This window comes from Streptomyces mutomycini (genome assembly GCF_001700505.1).
GTDB classification, from domain to species: domain Bacteria; phylum Actinomycetota; class Actinomycetes; order Streptomycetales; family Streptomycetaceae; genus Streptomyces; species Streptomyces mutomycini.
The window spans coordinates 1-18520 of sequence record NZ_MAPV01000056.1 but is presented as its reverse complement, the minus strand read 5'-3'; the positions used below and the strand labels follow the sequence as shown (position 1 = coordinate 18520).

At 69.5% G+C, this 18520-nt stretch carries 14 protein-coding genes and 5 pseudogenes; 12 read left to right on the top strand and 7 right to left on the bottom strand.

The genetic code is table 11. The features are described from left to right. Window positions 1-3: 3 nt before the first annotated feature. Window positions 4-665 (bottom strand): annotated as a pseudogene (gene istB / locus BFF76_RS08770) (IS21-like element helper ATPase IstB). Window positions 666-931: 266 nt separating this feature from the next. Here istB and BFF76_RS34810 point away from each other — a divergent pair. Further along, complete coding sequence (locus BFF76_RS34810; RefSeq protein ID WP_465270526.1) at window positions 932-1129, top strand: hypothetical protein; 198 nt, start codon at window positions 932-934, stop codon at window positions 1127-1129. Window positions 1130-1184: 55 nt separating this feature from the next. Here the strand turns inward: BFF76_RS34810 and BFF76_RS08760 are convergent, their stop codons facing one another. Beyond that, window positions 1185-2870 (bottom strand): acetolactate synthase large subunit, encoded by a 1686-nt coding sequence (locus tag BFF76_RS08760; protein WP_053930213.1) that lies wholly within the window; start codon window positions 2868-2870, stop codon window positions 1185-1187. Between BFF76_RS08760 and BFF76_RS33615 the strand changes: the two are divergent. The 3 genes and pseudogenes from BFF76_RS33615 to BFF76_RS34655 all read left to right on the top strand — a co-directional run. Continuing rightward, window positions 2755-3312, top strand: a pseudogene (locus tag BFF76_RS33615) (integrase core domain-containing protein); the annotation flags it as partial. The gene BFF76_RS08760 and the pseudogene BFF76_RS33615 sit on opposite strands and share 116 nt — an antisense overlap. A 100-nt stretch (window positions 3313-3412) precedes the next feature. Continuing rightward, the gene (locus tag BFF76_RS31130; RefSeq protein ID WP_234351863.1) at window positions 3413-3568 is read left to right on the top strand and encodes a hypothetical protein; all 156 of its coding nucleotides are present in this window, start codon (window positions 3413-3415) and stop codon (window positions 3566-3568) included. A gap of 284 nt (window positions 3569-3852) precedes the next feature. After that, window positions 3853-3981, top strand: a pseudogene (locus BFF76_RS34655) (transposase); the annotation flags it as partial. A gap of 607 nt (window positions 3982-4588) precedes the next feature. Here BFF76_RS34655 and BFF76_RS08750 read toward each other — a convergent pair. Further along, window positions 4589-5029, bottom strand: coding sequence for a hypothetical protein (locus tag BFF76_RS08750; protein WP_031101250.1), 441 nt, complete (start codon window positions 5027-5029; stop codon window positions 4589-4591). A 220-nt stretch (window positions 5030-5249) separates the two neighbouring features. On the opposite strand from BFF76_RS08750, the gene BFF76_RS08745 reads away from it, so the two are divergent. Continuing rightward, a complete protein-coding gene (locus tag BFF76_RS08745) occupies window positions 5250-5510 on the top strand; it encodes a hypothetical protein (RefSeq protein WP_051834821.1) in 261 nt (86 codons plus the stop codon). Between the two features lie 821 nt (window positions 5511-6331). Here BFF76_RS08745 and BFF76_RS31120 read toward each other — a convergent pair. Next, window positions 6332-7576 carry a TetR/AcrR family transcriptional regulator gene (locus BFF76_RS31120; RefSeq protein ID WP_167359479.1) on the bottom strand — a complete coding sequence of 415 codons (1245 nt, stop codon included), beginning with the start codon at window positions 7574-7576 and terminating at the stop codon, window positions 6332-6334. Window positions 7577-7624: 48 nt separating this feature from the next. Then, on the bottom strand, window positions 7625-8716 hold the full coding sequence (locus BFF76_RS08735; protein WP_065847875.1) for an XdhC family protein: 1092 nt from the start codon (window positions 8714-8716) through the stop codon (window positions 7625-7627). A 156-nt stretch (window positions 8717-8872) separates the two neighbouring features. Between BFF76_RS08735 and BFF76_RS08730 the strand changes: the two genes are divergently transcribed. The 6 genes and pseudogenes from BFF76_RS08730 to BFF76_RS33605 form a co-directional block, all read left to right on the top strand. Then, window positions 8873-9742, top strand: coding sequence for an FAD binding domain-containing protein (locus BFF76_RS08730; protein WP_065847873.1), 870 nt, complete (start codon window positions 8873-8875; stop codon window positions 9740-9742). Then, window positions 9742-10278 (top strand): (2Fe-2S)-binding protein, encoded by a 537-nt coding sequence (locus BFF76_RS08725; RefSeq protein WP_065847871.1) that lies wholly within the window; start codon window positions 9742-9744, stop codon window positions 10276-10278. The genes BFF76_RS08730 and BFF76_RS08725 overlap by 1 nt, the downstream gene beginning before the upstream one ends. Window positions 10279-10283: 5 nt before the next feature. Then, the gene (locus BFF76_RS08720; protein ID WP_065847869.1) at window positions 10284-12671 is read left to right on the top strand and encodes a xanthine dehydrogenase family protein molybdopterin-binding subunit; all 2388 of its coding nucleotides are present in this window, start codon (window positions 10284-10286) and stop codon (window positions 12669-12671) included. A gap of 62 nt (window positions 12672-12733) precedes the next feature. Continuing rightward, complete coding sequence (locus tag BFF76_RS08715) at window positions 12734-13345, top strand: SRPBCC family protein (protein ID WP_065847867.1); 612 nt, start codon at window positions 12734-12736, stop codon at window positions 13343-13345. Between the two features lie 102 nt (window positions 13346-13447). Further along, entirely contained in the window at window positions 13448-13987 is a 540-nt protein-coding gene (locus BFF76_RS08710) for a MarR family winged helix-turn-helix transcriptional regulator (protein WP_031101256.1), read from the top strand. A 192-nt stretch (window positions 13988-14179) separates the two neighbouring features. Further along, window positions 14180-14564: pseudogene (locus tag BFF76_RS33605) on the top strand (transposase); the annotation flags it as partial. 171 nt (window positions 14565-14735) lie between these two features. Here BFF76_RS33605 and BFF76_RS08705 read toward each other — a convergent pair. Together BFF76_RS08705 and BFF76_RS08700 are read right to left on the bottom strand one after the other, a co-directional pair. After that, window positions 14736-15854, bottom strand: coding sequence for a fatty acid desaturase family protein (locus BFF76_RS08705; RefSeq protein ID WP_065847865.1), 1119 nt, complete (start codon window positions 15852-15854; stop codon window positions 14736-14738). A 7-nt stretch (window positions 15855-15861) separates the two neighbouring features. Next, window positions 15862-16917 (bottom strand): ferredoxin reductase, encoded by a 1056-nt coding sequence (locus BFF76_RS08700; protein WP_065847863.1) that lies wholly within the window; start codon window positions 16915-16917, stop codon window positions 15862-15864. An 86-nt stretch (window positions 16918-17003) separates the two neighbouring features. Here BFF76_RS08700 and BFF76_RS08695 point away from each other — a divergent pair. Then, window positions 17004-18134: pseudogene (locus tag BFF76_RS08695) on the top strand (PucR family transcriptional regulator); the annotation flags it as partial. Window positions 18135-18520 lie beyond the last annotated feature (386 nt).

The window sequence follows — 18520 nt, the reverse complement described above, 5'->3', positions numbered from 1 at the left end:
TGTTCATTCCCTGGTGTTGGCTGCGGGAACCCGTCCGAGGTCGCGGCCGCGCATGCGGTAGGAGTCGCCCTTGAGGGAGATCACTTCGGCGTGGTGGACGAGTCGGTCGATCATCGCGGCGGCGACGGTGTCGTCGCCGAAGACCTCACCCCAGCGTCCGAAAGGCTTGTTGCTCGTGACGATCACGGACGCGTGTTCGTAGCGGCCGAGATGAACTGGAAGAACAGGTTCGCGGCCTCAGGCTCGAAGGGGATGTATCCGATCTCGTCCACGACGATCAGCGGGATCCGGCTGAGCCGGGTGAGTTCGTCGGCCAGGCGGCCGTTGGCATGAGCGTCGGTGAGGCGGGCGACCCACTGGGCGGCGGTGGCGAACGCAAAGCGATGACCGGCCTGGCAGGCCCTGATCCCCAGCCCGGGCGCCAGGTGGGTCTTGCCGGTTCCGGGCGGCCCGAGGAAGATCACGTTCTCCTTTCCGACCACGAAATCGAGCGTCCCGAGGTGGGAGATCGTCTCTCGCTTCACGGACCTTTGATGGTCGAAGTCGAAGTCCTCCAGCGACTTGCGGGAGGGAAGCCGGGCAGCCCTGATCCGTCCCTCAGCGCCAACGGCGGTCGCGGCCGACCTGGTGATCAACAAGCGGATGGGCTGGAGCCCGCCCTTCATCGAGTTCAAGCGCGCCTATCTCCACGCGCTCAATCCGGCCGGTTTCGGTGCCATGCTGGTCGCCTCGGCGGTCTCGATCACCGCGTTCCTCGGGGCGTTCCGGCCCTACGCGCAGGCGTTCTCGACGTTCCTGGCGTGCGGGCTGGCGCTTGTGCTGTGCCCGCTGAGCGCCTGGCTGACCAAGGGCCGCTTCTACCTGGCTCGGACGAACACCGTCAACGGGCCCGGGGTGGACGTGCCCGACGTCACCGTCACCCCACGAGTGCGTGGTGTGCCGCACCCACCACGCGCTGCCCGACATCGCGGACTGCCCGGCCCACGACGGTCCGATCTGCTCGCTGTGCTGCTCGCTGGACAGCCAGTGCGGGGACGTGTGCCGCAAGGAGCCCACTGCCGGGCCCGTCCTGCTGCCGGTGCCCCAGCTGCCGCCCTCCTCGGGGCGGGACGCTGCGCGCGAGGCGTGACAGCGGCCCGGGCAGCGCGGCCCGTACGGGAGTCGGGCCGCGCCGCGCGGGCGGGTCAGAGCGCCGAGTCGAGGTGCCCGAGGTGCTCGATTAGGTTCATGTTCTCGGCGTAATCCACCGGGCAGTTGATGATCGACACGCCCGGGTCCGCCAGTGCCTCACGGAGCGTCGGCAGCAGGTCCCCGGCGGACTCGATGTGGTAGCCCTTCGCGCCGAAGCTGCGGGCGTACTGGACGATGTCCGGGTTGCCGAAGTCGGTGTTGGAGTTCTCCCCGACCTCCAGGTCCATCTTCCACTTGATGAGCCCGTAGCCGTTGTCCTCCCAGATCAGCACGGTCAGCGGGATGTTCTCGCGGACAGCCGTCTCGATCTCCTGGGAGTGCATGAGGAACGAGCCGTCGCCGACCGCCGCCAGCACCTTCGTCTGCGGCCTGGCGAGCTGGACCGCGAGCGCGCCGGGCAGCGAGAAGCCCATGGTGGACAAGCCGTTGGAGATGAGGCAGGTGTTCGGCGCGTACGTCGGGTAGAGCCGGGCCATCCACATCTTCAGCGCGCCGGTGTCGACCAGCACGATGTCGTCGCGACCGAGCGCGGCGCGGGTGTCGGCGATGACGCGCTGCGGGGCGAGCGGGTAGCGCTCGTCCGCGGCGCCCTGCTCGAGTTCCTTGGCCAGCAGCGCGCGGGTGGCCGTGGTGTCCTCGTCGTCGATGGTCCAGCGCAGGCCGTCGAGTTCGGTGGCGAGGGCGTCGAGGGAGGCGGAGATGTCGCCGATGATGCCGACATCGACCGAGTAGCTGCCGTCCACCTCCGCCGGGAAGCGGTGGATGTGGACGATCTTCTTGTCACCATCCGGGTTTATCCGGGACGGGTCGAACTCCTGCAGCTCGTAGCCGACGGCGATGACGACGTCGGCCTCCTCGAACCCGAAGTTGGTGTAGTCGCGCCGCATGAAGCCGAACGTGCCGGTCGCGCACGGGTGGTCGTCGGGCAGGACGCCCTTGCCGTGGAAGGTGGTCGCCGTCGACACGTCGAGTGCGGTGGCGAACGCCGTCAGCGACTCCTCGGCGCCGCCGCGCGCCGCGCCGTGTCCGGCGAGGATCACCGGCCGGCGGGCCTCCCGAAGCAGCTCCACCGCCCGCTTGATCTGCTTCGGGGACGGCGCCTCGGGCTGCACGACGTCCCTGCGCAGCGGGCGCAGGTCCGAGCCGTCCGTCGCCTCGTCGACATCCTCGGGCACGGCGAGGTAGACGGCGCCGGGCCGCTCGGACTCCGCGGTCTTAAACGCGCGCCGCACCATCTCTGGGATGGCCTGGGTGGCCGGGACGTCCGCCGACCACTTCGTGACCGGCGCGAACATGCTCACCAGGTCCACGAACTGGTGGGACTCCTTGTAGTTGCGCTCCTTGCCGACCTGCGCGGTGATCGCGACGACGGGCGTGCTGTTCGTCATAGCGTCGGCGACGCCCAGCATCAGGTTGATCGCGCCGGGCCCCAGCGTCGCGGACATCACACCCGCCGAGCCGGTGAGCCGGCCGTGCATCTCCGCCATGAAGGACGCGGCCTGCTCGTGCCGGGTGAGGACGTAGCGGATCTTCTCCGAGCGGGCGAGGGCGTTGGTGAAACGGATGTTCTCCTCGCCGGGCACGCCGAACACCACCTCGACGCCCTCGTTCTCCAGGCAGCGCACCAGGAGTTCGGCCGCTCCGTCGGGGGTCTGCTTCCGGTGCTCGGCGTCGCTCACGCTGATCGTGTCCTCTCCTGGGTTTTGGCCGCGCCGATGGGCCGGGCCGTTCAGCCGTCTACCCCGGCCGGACGCCCGGACGCCTGCGGACCGGGTCTTACGAGCCAGACCCCTTGGAGGGGGTCAACTTTCAGGTGTCGTTACTCGTTCACTTTTCGGCCGTCGCCGACACCTCGCCGCCGTCCAGTCCGAGGACACCGCACTCCTCAGACGTGGCAGGGCTCGTGCTGCGTTGCGACGACCGGTTGAGTCCAAGCAATACACCAGCCAGCAATTCGCGTCCCTGGCAGCAGAGTTCGGGGTCCGGCTATCGGTCGGCCGCACCGGCCAGTGCTGGGACAACGCGCTCGCCGAGTCGTTCTTCTCGACCATCGAACGCGAACTGCTCGGCACCTCCGCCTGGCCCAGCCGGGCCGCCGCCCGCACCGCGATCTTCGATTTCATCGAAGGTTGGTACAACTTGCACCGACTGCACAGCAGCCTCGGCTACCTCAGCCCGGCTGCGAGTACGAGACCGCACTCGCAGCCTGACCACCACACCAATGGCGTCCGTCAAAGCGGAACAAGCCCACTCCAAGAGCGTCACGACGCTCGTCCGCCTGCGGCGGGACCGCATACTCAACGAGGTGTTTGCCACCGGTGATGCCCTCAAGGTGATGCGGCTTCTCGGGATCACCGCGCAGACCGCCATGCCCTAATGGCGGTGCCGCCTGCCCGGAGCGCACCGCGAAACTGCCCATTTAGCGGGCCCGCTCCCAGCTGAAAGCCCGTGGCGGTGCAGCCGTGGGTCCGGCATCATCCCCATGTGATTGTGATGCAACCCGTTCTGGAGATCTCCGCTGCCGACGACTTCGCGCTCCGGCCGGTGGGAAAGTACGAGCCCTATGGCTACCTCGTGCTTAACGGGGAGGGGCCTTGACCCCGGATGTTGGACACACGAGACACTGGATCCTGAGGATCTGAGAACGGACATCTCGTGGTCATGAAGAACTATCCGCCGCAGTTGAAGGCGGATGCGGTCGCGCTGTACGAATCGCGGCCGGAAGCGACGATCAGATCGGTCGCAGCCGATCTGGGGATCAACCCGGAGACGCTGCGGAACTGGGTTCGGGCCACGGCGAAGGTCACGAGGGTGCGGTGGGCGATGGGTGACGGCACGACCGTCACCTGCCACGGCCCCGGCACCCCGTACGCCAAGTCGCGGGGTGCGACGCCTTCGCCGGACTGCGGGCACCTCTACGAGCGGCCCTCCTACGAGGAGCCGGGCGGCCGGTACCAGGGCACCGCGACCGCGCACTGGACCGTGACGTGGACGGCCCCCGCCCTCAACGACGGCGGGACGTTCACCGAGACCCGGACCACGGAGTTCACCGCCGCCGTCCACGAGGTCCAGATCCTCAACCGACCCGGCAGGCCGCTGACCTGCCGTGGTGAGTTTTCGCGGGGGAGTGCACCCGCCGTGGTGAGCAGGCATCCGCGCCGTGGTGAGTTGCCGGGACAGAACTCACCACCGCAGGTCAGAAGCGGGCGCGGCCACTCACCACAAGGAATCCGCGACGCCACCCCCATTGGAAACTTTCCATTGTCGAAAAAGGGATTCGGTGCCACAAGCGGTCAGGGCGGTGCACGCTCGGGGATGGCGGGGGAACGACGAGTACGTCAGTCAACGGCACGATGCGCAGCAGGGGTACGTCTTCTGAGCTTCGGCCATGGCGGGGTCAGAAGTCGGGGCAGATGCTTTCGCGCACGACCTGCAGGATGCGCTCGGCCGTGATGGTGCCGTGGCCGTCCGGGTGATTTGGGGACGTGAAGCGCGAGTTCGTGGTCTTGATGAGCTTGATGTGGTCGTCCGGGCTGGTCTTCACTGTGCCGCACTGGTTGATGCCGCGGCTGACAGCCTTGTCATCCTTGCCGTGAACGATGTCTGTATCGATGGCGTTCAGGCTCTCGAGGTACACCTGGCGTTGTGCGGGGTTCGGTTCCGCGGGCAGTCCGGCCGGATGCCTGGCTGCAGCTTGTTGCTCGGGTGTGATCTCTGAGGCGTCGCCGCTCTGCACGGGCTTGGCCCCCTCGGTGCTGCTGGTATCGCCGCTGCATGCGGTGAGCGTGGAGAGCAGGCCGGCCGCGAAGAGCGTGGCGATGGTGGTGCGGGTGCGCATGGTCCCCCCTGGGACTGATCAAGTGAGGGGGTCACGCTTCCACATGTGAGGGCTGGGCGAAGCCGTGGTGACCGTCCTGTGACACGACGACCCTGCGTGGCAGGGCCCTGGGCCTTATGGCACCCCGTCGCCGTCGAGGTTCGGTCCGGCGACCGCCTCGGCCACGGCCGGCGGCGTCACCGTCACGGCCACCGCGAGGGTGACGACGGTGCGGTGGGTGATGGGCGACGGCACCACGGTCACCTGCCACGGCCCCGGCACCCCGTACGCGAAGTCCCGGGGCAAGGCCATGTCGCCGGACTGCGGGCACCTCTACGTGCGGCCCTCCTCCGAGCAGCCGGGCGGCCGGTTCAAGGGGACCGCGACCGCGACGTGGACCGTCACCTGGACCGCGCCCGCCCTCAACGACGGCGGCCAGCTCACCGAGACCCGTGCGTCGGAGTTCACGGCCGATGTGCGTGAGGTCCAGGTCGTCAACTGACGCTGGCAGGCCGCTGACCTGCCATGGGGAGTTTCACGGTGAGTTCGGCAGAGCCGTGGTGAGTGTTCGCGGTGAGTGGACCCCGCCGTGGTGAGTAGGCCCCGAGACCGTGGTGAGTTTCCCGGCCGGCTACTCACCACGGCAGGTCAGCGGCGGGTACGGCCACTCACCACGACGATCCGCAGCACTCTCCGGCTACTGGAAACTTTGCTGTCGAGTCCGCCGTACGGCGCGTAGGCGGTCGACATGACGGCGGCATAAGGGGGCGTCTGTCAGGCGCCCGGGGCGGGAGTTCCGTCGCCGGTGCCAGACACCAGCCACCCGCCCCGGGCCCCGACACCCTGACACACGAAAACCGCGGCGTCTGCCGAGCTGCGGCCTCTGGCTGGTCCTCGAGGCCGCAGCCTGTAGCGCGGCGCGGTCGGCTGCGCAGCGAGGGCCATGCGCGGCCGGCGCGGGGATCCATCCGACAACAATCCGGACTCTATGACCGACACGATCACCGACACTATGGCCGACGGTATGCCCGACACTATGGCCGATACCCGACCGGAGTCGGCCTCTGCATAACCGCAGGTCAGGCACCGGTTTCGCGTGGTGAGTGCTCAGACTTCCCCTCTTCTACCTGGCCTGTCCCGCTGTGTGGGGGTGGGTGGTGGGCTGGTGGCGGGCGTTGTCTCGGGGAACCGGGCGGCGCTGCGCTGACCCGTCTCCCGGCCCGTCGCAGAGGCTCTGGCGAATCTCAGACCCAGGTCACGAGGAGGAGCTCACGGTGGCGCTGACGATGTCCGTCGCGTGCACGACGGACATCGTCAGCGCAATCACTGCTCCGGGACACCGGCCCCGAGCGTGTTCCCCAGGGTGCCGAGCAGCCCCGACAGCCGGCGCCGGTCCGCAGGCCCGAACCCGGAAAGCAGCTCGTGCTCCTGGGCGGACCGTGCGGCAGCGACCCGGTCGGACAGCGCGATGCCCTCCGGGGTGAGGCACAGCCGGACGATCCGGCGGTCGTCGGTGTCGCGCTCCCGCCGGATCAGGCCCACCGCCTCGAGACGGTCCGCGTGCTGGGTGAGGCCACCCGCGCGGACGGCGCCTGCGGCCGCCACCTCGCCCATCGTCCGGCGGTAGGGCTCACCCGCGTCCCGCAGCGTGGCGAGCACCTCGTAGGCGGGCAGACTGATGCCGTACTGGCGGACGGTCCTGCCGACGAGCTCCTGATGACGCCGTGCGCACTCGCTCAGCCTGTCGAACAGGGGCGGCGCGGAGTCGTCCCCGCCGGGGGACGTCGGTGCGGACCGCCGAGTTTCCGGGACCTTTGAACGTCCGGCGTCCGGGCGCTCGGCCTCCGGCCTCTCGGGGCGGGTGGACGCGGCCTCGCCCGCACCTTCCGCCCCGCTTTCCTGTCTGCGGGCGGGGTGGAGGGCGTCGCCGAAGGCGGTGGTGAGCACGTCCGTCAGTGCGGGGGCGAGGTCCCCGGTCGGGACGGAAACCGCCGGATCGTGCGCGAAGACATAGCGTTCCATGATCACGCCGAAGAGGACGCTGCGGATCATGGCGATGCGCACCTCCGCCTCGGCCGAGTCGCCGAGCAGCCGCGCGAGAGGTTCGCCGACCTGCTTCTCCAGGATCGTGCGCAGCAGTTCGGCACTCGGCGGGTGGCTCACCGCCGAGCGGATCAGCGCCGGCCAGGGATCGTCGGCCGGCAGCCGGTCCCAGCGTTCCAGGTAGGCCCGGGCAAGGGCTGCCGGCAGATCGCCCGTGGCGTCGGCCCCGAGGACATCGCCGGTGACACCCGCTCCGCTCCCGACCGCCTCGCGGAACAGACCGTCCTTGGTACCGAAGTACGCCATCACCAGGCCGGGTGTCACCCCGGCCTCGGCCGCGATGGCGCGGACCCCGACACCCTTGTAGCCGTGCGCGCCGAACAGCCGCCGGGCGGCATCGAGGACCGCGCGGCGATTGCCTTCCGGGTCGTGGGAGCCGGCGCGCCGCGGCGCTGCCGCCGACTGCCCGGAATCGGGGGCGGGACTTCCGGCCGCTCGTCGGCGGCCCTTGCTCTCTGGATCCACAGCCCTCACATTAAACGAGTGTTCATAAAAACAGTCGTTCAAAAATGGTCACACTGTGTGGACGGGACCGGTCCGGAAGGTGAGCGGCAGTCCACTGCCGCCACGCCGTACCGCGATGATCTCGGCCATGATCGACACGGCGGTCTCCTCGGGTCCCCGGCCGCCGAGATCCAGGCCTACCGGCGAACGCAGGCGTGCAATTTCCGCCTCGGTTGTACCGGCCGCACGCAGCCGTTCGAGCCGGTCCTGATGCGTACGACGGCTGCCCATGGCGCCCACGTATCCGGCGCGGCTGCGCAGCGCGAGCGCGAGGACCGGCACGTCGAAGCGGTGGTCGTGGGTCAGCACGATCACTGCGGTCCCCAGGTCGACCAGATCCTCCTGGGTGCGGAACCAGCGCTCGGGCCGGTCGGTGACCACCTCGTCGGCGCCGGGAAAGCGCTCGGGCGCCGCGAAGGCGGGCCTGGCGTCGCAGACCGACACGCGGTGTCCGAGCGCGGCGCCGATGCCTGCGAGGGGCCGGGCGAACTCGGCCGCACCGAAGATCAGCAGCCGCGGCCGTGGTGCGAACGACTGCACCAGCAGCTCCCGCTCCGGCACGCAGACAGCGCCGCCGGCCGCAGCATTTCTGCTGGTCACGAGCCCACTCGCGGCCCGTCCCAGCATGCCTTCGGTGGCCAGGACCGCCGCTCGGTCCGCATGCGGGTCACCCAGGGAGCCGGTCACCGTCCCACCGCCGACGGCCAGTCCGCCGCCGTCGAGGGGAGTGACCAGAGCCACCGGCACGCCGGCCGCCAGATCGGCGGCGACACGGCCGAGCGGCACCTCGGGCCCCACCTCGCGGATCAGTACCTCGATCGTGCCGCCACAGGTCAGACCCGCCGCGAAGGCGTCCTCGTCGCCGACCCCCCAGCGCTCGACGGTCGAAGCGGCGCCCGCGAGCACCTCCTCCGCGATCGCGCAGACGGCGGCTTCGACGCAGCCGCCGGAGACGCTGCCGACGATACGGCCGCCCTCGGACACCAGCATCGACGCGCCCGGCGCGTGCGGGGCCGAGCCCCAGGTCCGCAGGACGGTCGCCATGACGAAGCGGGTGCCGGAGCGCTGCCAGGCGACTGCCTGGTCGATGACGTGCTGCATGTCGCTCACCTCGGACTAGGAATCCCGGACCGGGAAATATCGGACAGCCTCTTGCCAAGAAGAAACTTTAGTGTAAATCATTTTAGGTACTAGATAGATCCGTACGTGTCGAACGGAACGGCGCGACGACGACCAGAGAGGACCGGTGGCAGCAGGTTGAAACCCTCATCCTTCGACTTCACCGCCCCCAGCACCGTCGGCGAGGCGGTCGCCCTCCTCGCCGACGAGGAGCGGGAAGCCAAGGTCGTGGCGGGCGGCCAGTCCCTGATCCCCATGCTGAACATGCGCCTCGCCAGGCCCGAGGTACTCGTCGACATCACCCGCATCCCGGAGCTCGGGCGTCTTCACGTCGATGCGGAGGGCAACCTCCGCATCGGAGCAGCCGTGCGGCAGGCCCGCGCCGCCGCCGACCCGGCGGTACGGGACGGGTGGCCGCTGCTGGCCGCCGCGATCGAGCGGATCGGCCACCCGCAGATCCGCAACCGCGGCACCGTCTGCGGCAGTCTCGCCCACCACGACCCGGCCGCCGAGCTGCCCACCGCGGCCCTCGCGCTGGACGCCCGGTTCGTGATCGCCGGGCCACGCGGCACCCGCACCGTCACCGCCGAGGACTTCTTCGTCGCGACCTTCTCCACCGCCGTCGAGGCGGACGAACTGCTCACCGAGGTGGTGTTCCCCCCGCTTCCGGCGGATCACGGCTGGGCGTTCGAGGAACTGACCCGCAGGCACGGCGACTTCGCCACCGTCGGCGTGGCCGTCGTTCTGGAGCAGGGCCCCGGGACGGGCACCGTCCGGACCGCCCGGGTGGTCTTCAGCGGCGCGGCCCCCGTCCCCGTACGGCTGGCCGCCGCCGAGGACGCACTCGTCGGCAGCGATGCCGGCGGGCAGGCCCTCGCCGCCGCAGCCGACGTCGCGCTGGCCGGGCTCGCCCCCTCCGACGACATCCATGCCACCGCCGAGTACCGGCGCGAAGGCGCCGCTCATCTCCTCGTCCGCGCCTGCACCAACGCCTGGGAGCGCTGCTGATGACCCCGTCCGTCCCCACCCCGCTCGCGGCCCGTACGCCGCCGCTCGCCGAGCCCTCCGCCTGGCACGAGATCTCCCTCACCGTGAACGGCCGGCCGGTCACCGCCCAGGTCGAGTCCCGGCTGCTCCTCAGCGACTTCCTGCGCGACCGGCTCGGTCTCACCGGCACGCATGTCGGCTGCGAGCACGGGGTCTGCGGGGCCTGCACCGTCCTCGTCGACGACGAACCGGTACGTACCTGCCTGATCCTGGCCGTGCAGTGCCGGGGCACCGAGATCCGCACGGTCGAGGGCCTCGCCCCCGGCGACGCCCCTCTCACCTCCGTGCAGCAGGCCTTCCACGAGTGCCACGGCATGCAGTGCGGCTTCTGCACGCCCGGGTTCGTGTTGACGACGACCGCCCTCACCGAGCAGTCCGACCGCCCGGACGGGGAACAGGTCGCCGACGCACTCAGCGGGCATCTGTGCCGGTGCACCGGCTACCGCAACATCCGCCGTGCCGTGTGCCAGGCACTCGGCGAGCGATTCGGGGAGTGACCAGCATGTCCCACGATTCCTACCCTCAGCCGCACGGCGACGGGAGCTGGATCGGCCGTTCCGTCCCGCGCGTCGAGGACGACCGGCTGCTGCGCGGCAACGGCCGCTACGTCGACGACATCGCCCTGCCCGGCGCTGTCGAGGCCGCGTTTCTGCGCAGCCCCCACGCCCACGCCCGTATCGACTCCGTCGACGTGAGCGCGGCACTGGCCGCGCCCGGCGTCGTCGCCGTGTGGACCGGCGACGACGTGGCGGACCTTCCGGCGATGCTGAACAAGGAGGAACTGCGCACCCCGCCGGGGCTCGCCGAACTCCTGGACCCGGTGGTCCGCATGACTCCCATGCCGCTGCTCGCCGCTGACAAGGTCCTCTACGTCGGCCAGCCCGTCGCCGTGGTCTTCGCCGAGAACCGCTACCTCGCCGAGGACGCCCTGGAACTCGTCGACGTGCGCTACTCCCCGCTGGCCGTGCTCGTCGACCCCGAGCTCTCCCTGACCCCGGACGCGCCTCTGCTGCACGAGGAGCTGCCCGACAACACGGCGGTCACCGTCGCCACCCGTGTCGGCGACCCGGACACGGCGTTCGCCAACGCGCACGCCGTGGTGAGCGAACGGTTCGAGGCCCACCGGTACGTCGCCTCTCCGATCGAGACCCGCGCGATCTCGGCCCAGGTGGATCCGTACAGCGGCCGGCTGACCATCTGGTCGGGCACCCAGACCCCCCACCGGCTGCGGGACGCCATCGCCCACACCCTCGGCCTGGGACCCGCCGCCGTCCACGTCATCGCGGCCGACGTAGGCGGCGGTTTCGGCCAGAAGGGCATCCTCTACGTCGAGGAACTCATCGTCCCCCATGCCGCCCGCCGCATCGGCCGCCCCGTGCTGTGGCGCGAGGACCGCAACGAGAACCTCACCTCCTCCTCCCACGCCCGTGAGCAGATCCACCGCATCGAACTCGCCGCGGACTCCGAGGGCCTGATCATTGCCATACGCGACCGGATCACCGTCAACTTCGGCGCGTACAACATGACCGGCCTTGTCGTGCCGTACAACTCGCTCTGCCATCTGCTGGGCCCGTATCGCATCCCCAACGTGGACATCGACGTGGTCGGTGTGCTCACCAGCACCACGTTCGCCACGCCCTACCGGGGAGCCGGACGCCCGGAGACGGTCTTCGCCATGGAACGCGCGATGGACAGACTGGCCGCGGAACTGGGCATCGAGCCCGAGAAGTTGCGGGCACGCAATCTTGTCGGGCCCGACGCGATGCCGTACGCGACCGGACTCGTGGACCGCTCGGGCAGACCGCAGACGTATGACTCCGGGGACTATCCCGAGCTGCTGCGCCGCGCCGTGGCCAAGGCCGATGTCCAGGGGGTACGGGCACGGCAGCGCGCAGGCGCCCGGAACGGAAAGTACGTCGGCATCGGATTCGCCATGTACATCGAGGCCACCGGCCTCGGACCGTTCGAGACCGCCCGGATCGACATCGCCCCCAGCGGCAGGGTGCGCCTCGCCATCGGCGCCCCCTCCCAAGGGCAGGGGCACCGCACCTCCATGGCACAGATCGCCGCGGACGCCATCGGGGTGCCGTTCGACGTCATCGACGTGGTCGGCGGGGACACGGAGGCCACCCCGTTCGGTGTGGGCACCATCGCCAGCCGGGCCCTGGTCAACGCGGGCAACGCCACCCACCGGGCCGGCCGGCTGGTCCGCGAGAAGATCGTCGAAGCGGCGGCGCGCCGTCTCGGCGTCGAAGCGGACGGCCTCGGCCTGAGCGACGGCGTCGTGGCGTCCAAGGAGCCGGGCGGCCCGTCCATCGGTCTGGCGGAGCTGGCCGGGCGGGCCCCGCTGCCCGGCACCCCCGAACCCGCCGACGGGCGGTACGGCACCGAGATCAGCGAGACCGTGCACTTCCGCCCACCGGGCTTCGCGGTCTCGTCCGGAGCACACGCGGCGGTCGTCGAGGTCGACGCGCACACCGGCGGCATCGAGATCCTGCACTATGTCGTCGTCCACGACGCGGGCAACATCGTCAACCCGATGATCGCGGAGGGTCAGGTCACCGGCGGCATCGCTCAGGGGATCGGCGGCGCCCTGTACGAGGAGATGGTCTACGGTCCCGACGGCCAGCCCCGCACCGGCACGTACATGGACTATCTGGTGCCCACGTCCTCGGAGATACCCGACCTCGACATGGAAGAGACCTTCACCCCCAGTCCCATGAACGATCTCGGGGTCAAGGGACTCGGCGAGGGCGGCGCGATCGCCCCGCAGGCGGTGCTGGCCGGTGCCGTCGAAGACGCGCTGCGCCCCTTCGGTGTGGTCGTACGCCGAGGACCGCTCTCCCCCAGCCGGGTCCGTGACCTGATCCGTACGGCCGGCCGAACATGAGCCCGCGCTCGTTCCGCACCTGAATCCGGCCCCGGCCGGCAGCTCCTCCGATTGGACACCCCATGCAGCTCGACCACTCCTTCACCGTTCCGGCGGGTCCCGACGACGCCTGGAAGCTGTTCCTCGACCTCGGCCGGGTCGCACCGTGCATGCCCGGCGCCGTGCTGGACACCCTGGCCGGCGACTCGTTCACGGGACGTGTCAAGGTCAAGGTGGGTGCGGTGCAGATGAGTTACCGCGGAGAGGGCACCGTCACCCGCGACGATGCCACCCGCTCGATGCACCTCGGCCTCAGCGGCAGCGAGACCCGGGGCGCGGGTACGGTGTCGGCCACGGTCACGGCGACGCTGACCGCAGACCCGGCCGGCACCCTGGTGCGCGTACGCACGGACCTCGACATCACCGGCCGTCCGGCGCAGTTCGGCCGCGGCATCATGACCGAGGTCGGCGACCGCATAGTTCAGCAGTTCGCCACCCGCCTCGCAGAGTTGCTGCGAACCCCCGGGCCGGGCGCGGCGGAAACGGTCTGCAGCCCGCTCCCGCACGAGCCGGAAGCTGTGGACCTCGGAGCGGCAGCACTGCCCGTTCTGCTCAGGAAGGCTGCCGTGCCCGCGGCAGCCTTCCTGGTCGCCGTCGTAGTGGTCCAGGCACTGAGGCGGCGTTCCCGCAGGTGACTCCTGCCGTGCGGCCCTTCCCCTCCGGCCCGGACCGATCGCCTCAGCAGTAAGATTCTCAGTGCTGTGAGAAGCTGGCGGACGCCGCAGGAGGGGATGAGCATGGCTGCATCGAGACCGTCGGACCGGGACGCCGTCGCGAGGGTGATCGAGGACTGGGCGCGGGAACGGCCGGAGTTGGACACCAGCCCGCTGGAGGTCCTCGCGCGGCTCCACCGTACCTTCCTGCGCTACAGCACCCGGCTCACCACATCGATCGAACTTCACGGTCTGTCCGTGGCGGGCTTCGACGTGCTGACCGCGCTGCGGCGGGCGGGGGATCCGTACCGGCTGACGGCCGGACAGCTCGCCGACTCCGGGCTGGTGTCGTCGGCCGGGGTGACACTGCGGATCGACCGTCTGGAGAAGGACGACCTCATCGCCCGGGAACGGGACGCCGACGACCGCAGGGTCGTCTACTCGCGTCTGACCGACAAGGGCCTCGCGCTGGTGGACACCGTGTTCGCTGAACATCTCGACAACGAACGCCGGATGCTCGGCGGGCTGTCGCCGTCCGAACGCCGCCAGCTCGCGCGACTGCTGCGCAAGCTGGAGGTCTCGATCCTCGATTCCGACGAGGAACCGGCCGACGCCACGGCGTAACTCCCAACCGGCCCCACTCATCCGGCCGGCGCGGTCTCGGGGCGGTGGTTCAACCCTGGGCAGGTTCGGCAAGGCCGGTGCGGCCGACCCGGGCGTTCGCGGCAGCGGCCGGTGAGATGCGCAGCCGCATCCAGCGAGGCAGACAGTAGATGCTGCTCTCAGAACCCCTAACGGGATGATGTCGAGGACGAACTGTGGGCAGTGATCGAACCACTGTTGCCGAGAGTCGAGCGTCGTACTCGCCATCCTGGGCGGAAGCGGCATCCAGACCGGTTGGTGTTCCAGGGCATCCTGTTCGTCCTGCACACCGGGATTGTCTGGGAACACCTGTCGCAGGAGCTCGGCTTCGGCTCGGGTATGACGTGCTGGCGGCGCCTGGCCGAGTGGACCGAGGCCGGGGTGTGGCCTCGGCTCCACGAAGCGCTCTTGGCCAAGCTCCGCAGCGCGGACGCCCCTGGACTTCTCCTTGGCTGTAGTCGACGGCTCCCACATCCGAGCGTTAAGGGGCCCCAAGACGGGACGAAGCCCTGTCGACCGGGGCAGGATGTGCAGCAAGCACCACTTGTTCGTGGACAGCCCCGAGGGAGGGGGGGCTGGGACTTGAACCCCTGGGTGTGCCAGGAGAGACCGGGCTGTCTGGATCCCGTTTCGTACGGTCTGATGTCGCCGCCGCCCACCGTCCGCGACGAACTCACCGAACCCGGCGGTGCCGCCGGTACGGCCGAAAGATCTGAACCAATACCGGGAATCAGACCGCGACGAGTTCCTGCTCGCGGTCCGGCGTCTTGACCTTGGGCTTCTTGTTCGGCAGCGAGAGCCGGAAGACCTTGTGCCACGCGGAGACCACCTGCTTGGGCAGCGGCCCGGTGACGTACTCCAGCTCGTACTTTTCGAACAGCGCGCGCACCTTCACCGCGACCTCGGCGTACCGGTTGCTCGGCAGGTCCGGGAACAGGTGGTGCTCGATCTGGTGCGACAGGTTGCCGGTCATGAAGTGCATGGCCCTGCTGCCGCTGATGTTCGCCGAGCCCATCATCTGGCGCAGGTACCACTGTCCGCGCGTCTCGCCCTTGATCGACCGGCGCTCGAAGACCTGCACGCCCTCGGGGAAGTGCCCGCACATGATCACGGAGTGGGTCCAGATGTTGCGGACCAGGTTCGCGGTGAACGTGGCGGCGAGCGTGGTGAAGAACGACGGGCCCGACAGCAGCGGGTGGATCACGTAGTCCTTGAGCACCTGCTTGCGGATCTTGCGGCCCACGGCCTTGGCCCGTGCGCGGAACTCCGGGTTCTTGCGTCGGCGCTTGTGCAGGTTCTTGCCGAGCTCAAGGTCGTACGCTGCGATGCCGTACTCGAAGAAGCAGGCGTTGATGAAGTTCCACAGCGGCTGGCCGAGGTGGAACGGGTGCCACTTCTGGTCCTCGTCGACGCGCATGATGCCGTAGCCGAGGTCGTTGTCCTTGCCGATCACGTTGGTGTACGTGTGGTGCAGCTCGTTGTGCGAGTGCTTCCACTGCTCGGACGGCGAGACGTGATCCCACTCCCAGGTAGTGGAGTGAATCTTCGGGTCTCGCATCCAGTCCCATTGGCCGTGCAGGACGTTGTGGCCGATCTCCATGTTGTCCATGATCTTCGCCACGGACAGACCGGCGGTGCCGAGCAGCCACGCGGGTGGGAAGATCGAGAACAGCAGCACGCCCCTGCTGAACAGCTCGAGCTTGCGCTGCGCCGAGATGACCTTACGGATGTAGGCGGCGTCTTTCTCGCCGCGGCTGGCGATCACCTCGTCGCGGATCGCGTCCAGCTCGCGGCCAAGCTCCTTGATCTGCTCCGCAGTCAGGTGGGCGGTGGGGTCGATGGCGGTCAAGGTGCTCCTACCGTTCGATGTCGCAGGGGCCCGCCGCGGCGGACACGCAGGTCTGGATGAGGACGCCCGGCTCGGCCTCGGTGATCTCGCCGGTGCGCAGGTCGCGAACGGCGCCCGCCTTGAGCGGCGTGATGCAGCCGAAGCAGATGCCCATGCGGCACCCGGAGGGCATGAGCACGCCGGCCCCCTCGCCGATGTCCAGCAACGGCGTGGCGCCGTCCGCGTCGACGGTCTTGCCGGTGGCGCTGAACGTGACCTCGCCGCCGTCGCCGGCGACGACGATGCTGGGGCGGAAGCGTTCGGTGTGCAGGCGCTCTTGTACGCCGTGCTCGGCCCAGTGCTCTTCGGCGGCGTCGAGCAGGCCCGCGGGCCCGCAAGCCCAGGTCTCGCGTTCGGCCCAGTCGGGCACGAGTTCGCCGAGACGGGCGATGTCGAGCATGCCGTCTGTGTCGGTGTGCACCTCGGTGAGCCGCAGCTTCTTGTCCGCGACCAGGTCGTGCAGTTCGTTGCGGAAGATCACGTCTTGCGGCTGCGGTGCGCAGTGAACCATGACGACGTCGTCGAACTCGATGTCGCGCAGCATGCCCATGACGGGCGTGATGCCGCTGCCGGCCGTCAGGTAGAGCACCTTTGCGGGCTTGGCCTGCGGCAGCACGAAGTCACCGGTCGGCTGGTCGAGCTGGATCAGCGTGCCCGGTTTCACCCTGCGGACCAGGTGGTTGCTGACCTTGCCGTCCGGGATCGCCTTCACGGTGATCGTGACGCGGCCGTCCTGGCGGTTTGTCGGCGAGGTGATGGAGTAGGCACGCCACAGGCGCACCCCGTCGACGTCGACCCCGATCCGCACGTACTGACCGGCTGTGTGGCCGCGCCAGCCCCGTCCCGGCTTGATCGCGATAGTCGCGGCGTCACCCGTCTCGGGGTGCACGGCCTCGATGCGCCCACGCAGGTCTGCACTCGCACGCAGCGGGCTGACCAGGTCGAGGTAGTCCGACGGCAACAGCGGCGTCGTGACCATCTCCAGCAGTTTCCACGCCCTGCTGCGGAGGGCTGCACTCGTCATGACTCCAGCTTGCTGTGCCTCAAGGCGTAAAGTCCTGACCGCGGGATGTAAATCTGGTCGGCTGAATTGTTCGCAGGGAACAAAACGTGAGCCATGCAATCCGGAGGGCCAGCGAACTGGCCCTCAATGAGACGACGGTCACCGCACTTCGGGCCGCGCTGAAGACCACCGCCGACGAGGTCGTCCAGGCGATCATCGACGAGGTCCCTCCCTACGCCAACGCCCTTTCGGGCCGGATGGGCGGCACCATCCGCCGAGCCGTCCGCACCGCCCTGGGGCACTACCTGGACCTCGCGAGCGGGAACGCCACAGGCGGCGACGCCGGTGACGCAGCCTACGAGCTGGGCCGCGGCGAGGTGCGCGACGGCCGTTCGATGGACGCCCTACTCAGCGCCTACCGCGTCGGCGCCCGCGTGGCCTGGCGATGCCTGGCAGCGGGTGCCGTACCCGCAGGTCTGCCCGCAGCCGAGGTCGCCAAGTTCGCCGAGCTGACCTTCGCCTACATCGACGAGCTCTCCGCCGCGAGCGCCGCGGGCCACGCCGACGAACTGGCCGCCCGGGGCAGGGCCCACGAGCGCCACCTGGAACGCCTGGCCCGCGACCTCCTCGCCGGCGCCAGCCCGGACGTGCTGCTGGCCTCTGTCCAACGGGCCGGGTGGCAGCCTCCGGTTTCGCTGACCGCGGTCCTGCTGCCCGCCGCCCAGGCCCGGCCTGCCTACCGCGCGCTCGACCCGAGCACCCTCGTCCTCGACGATCTGCCGGACGCCACCGGTGTGCTGCTCGTCCCCGATGCCCACCGATCACATCTCTTGAGGCAGCTGACCGACCGCACCGCCGTGGTCGGCCCGGCCCGGCCATGGACTCGTGCGTCCGCCTCGTACGCACGAGCCATACGCGCGCGCTCCCTCTCCTCTGATATCCGCGACACCGAGGACCACCTGCCCGAGCTGGTGCTGAGCGCCGACGTGGACGCGTTCGCAGACCTGCGTGCCCGAGCCCTCGCACCGTTGCGGACCTTGCCTGTCGCGACCGCACAGCGACTGGAGGAGACGTTGCGGGCGTGGCTGCTGCACCAGGGAAGGCGGGAGGAGGTGGCGGCGGCATTGTTCGTCCATCCCCAGACAGTCCGGTACCGGATGTCGCAGCTGCGGGAGCTGTTTCCGGATCTCGCATCGCCACACCGGGTCCTTGAACTGACGCTGGCGGTCGGTCTTCGGGTCAGCTGGCGCGTACGCCGACCGTCCACGACCGCGTCCGCGAACGGTCAGGAATCGTGCCTCGTTCTCGGTGCCATCAGCTGGCTCACGCGGCCCGGGAAGAGCGGTACTTGCCGGCTGAGATTGGAGGTTGATGTGAAGACCAGACAAGGCATCGGGAAGCCCGTCGGGGGCGCTGTCCCTGAGAAGCGCGGTGGCGGATACGGCTCGACTGGATCCGGTGGACGATGCGCACCGGCCCGCTTGTAGACGCGCTCATCGAGCATCTCGGTGATCTGCGCTGCTATGTCCTGAAAAAATGTCTTTCATGTCGTCATGGAGGGCACTGTCCCGGCACGACGGGCTGACCCACGGGCGAGCGGCGGGCTGCCAGCTGGGTGACCGGC

Bases quoted from the DNA above. Each gene is read 5' to 3' on its own strand.
- BFF76_RS08700 (WP_065847863.1), bottom strand. From the start codon at position 16,917: ATGACGAGTGCAGCCCTCCGCAGCAGGGCGTGGAAACTGCTGGAGATG.
- BFF76_RS08715 (WP_065847867.1), top strand. From the start codon at position 12,734: ATGCAGCTCGACCACTCCTTCACCGTTCCGGCGGGTCCCGACGACGCC.
- BFF76_RS08710 (WP_031101256.1), top strand. From the start codon at position 13,448: ATGGCTGCATCGAGACCGTCGGACCGGGACGCCGTCGCGAGGGTGATC.
- BFF76_RS31130 (WP_234351863.1), top strand. From the start codon at position 3,413: ATGGCGTCCGTCAAAGCGGAACAAGCCCACTCCAAGAGCGTCACGACG.
- BFF76_RS08750 (WP_031101250.1), bottom strand. From the start codon at position 5,029: ATGCGCACCCGCACCACCATCGCCACGCTCTTCGCGGCCGGCCTGCTC.
- BFF76_RS08720 (WP_065847869.1), top strand. From the start codon at position 10,284: ATGTCCCACGATTCCTACCCTCAGCCGCACGGCGACGGGAGCTGGATC.
- BFF76_RS08735 (WP_065847875.1), bottom strand. From the start codon at position 8,716: ATGCAGCACGTCATCGACCAGGCAGTCGCCTGGCAGCGCTCCGGCACC.
- BFF76_RS08745 (WP_051834821.1), top strand. From the start codon at position 5,250: ATGGGCGACGGCACCACGGTCACCTGCCACGGCCCCGGCACCCCGTAC.
- BFF76_RS08725 (WP_065847871.1), top strand. From the start codon at position 9,742: ATGACCCCGTCCGTCCCCACCCCGCTCGCGGCCCGTACGCCGCCGCTC.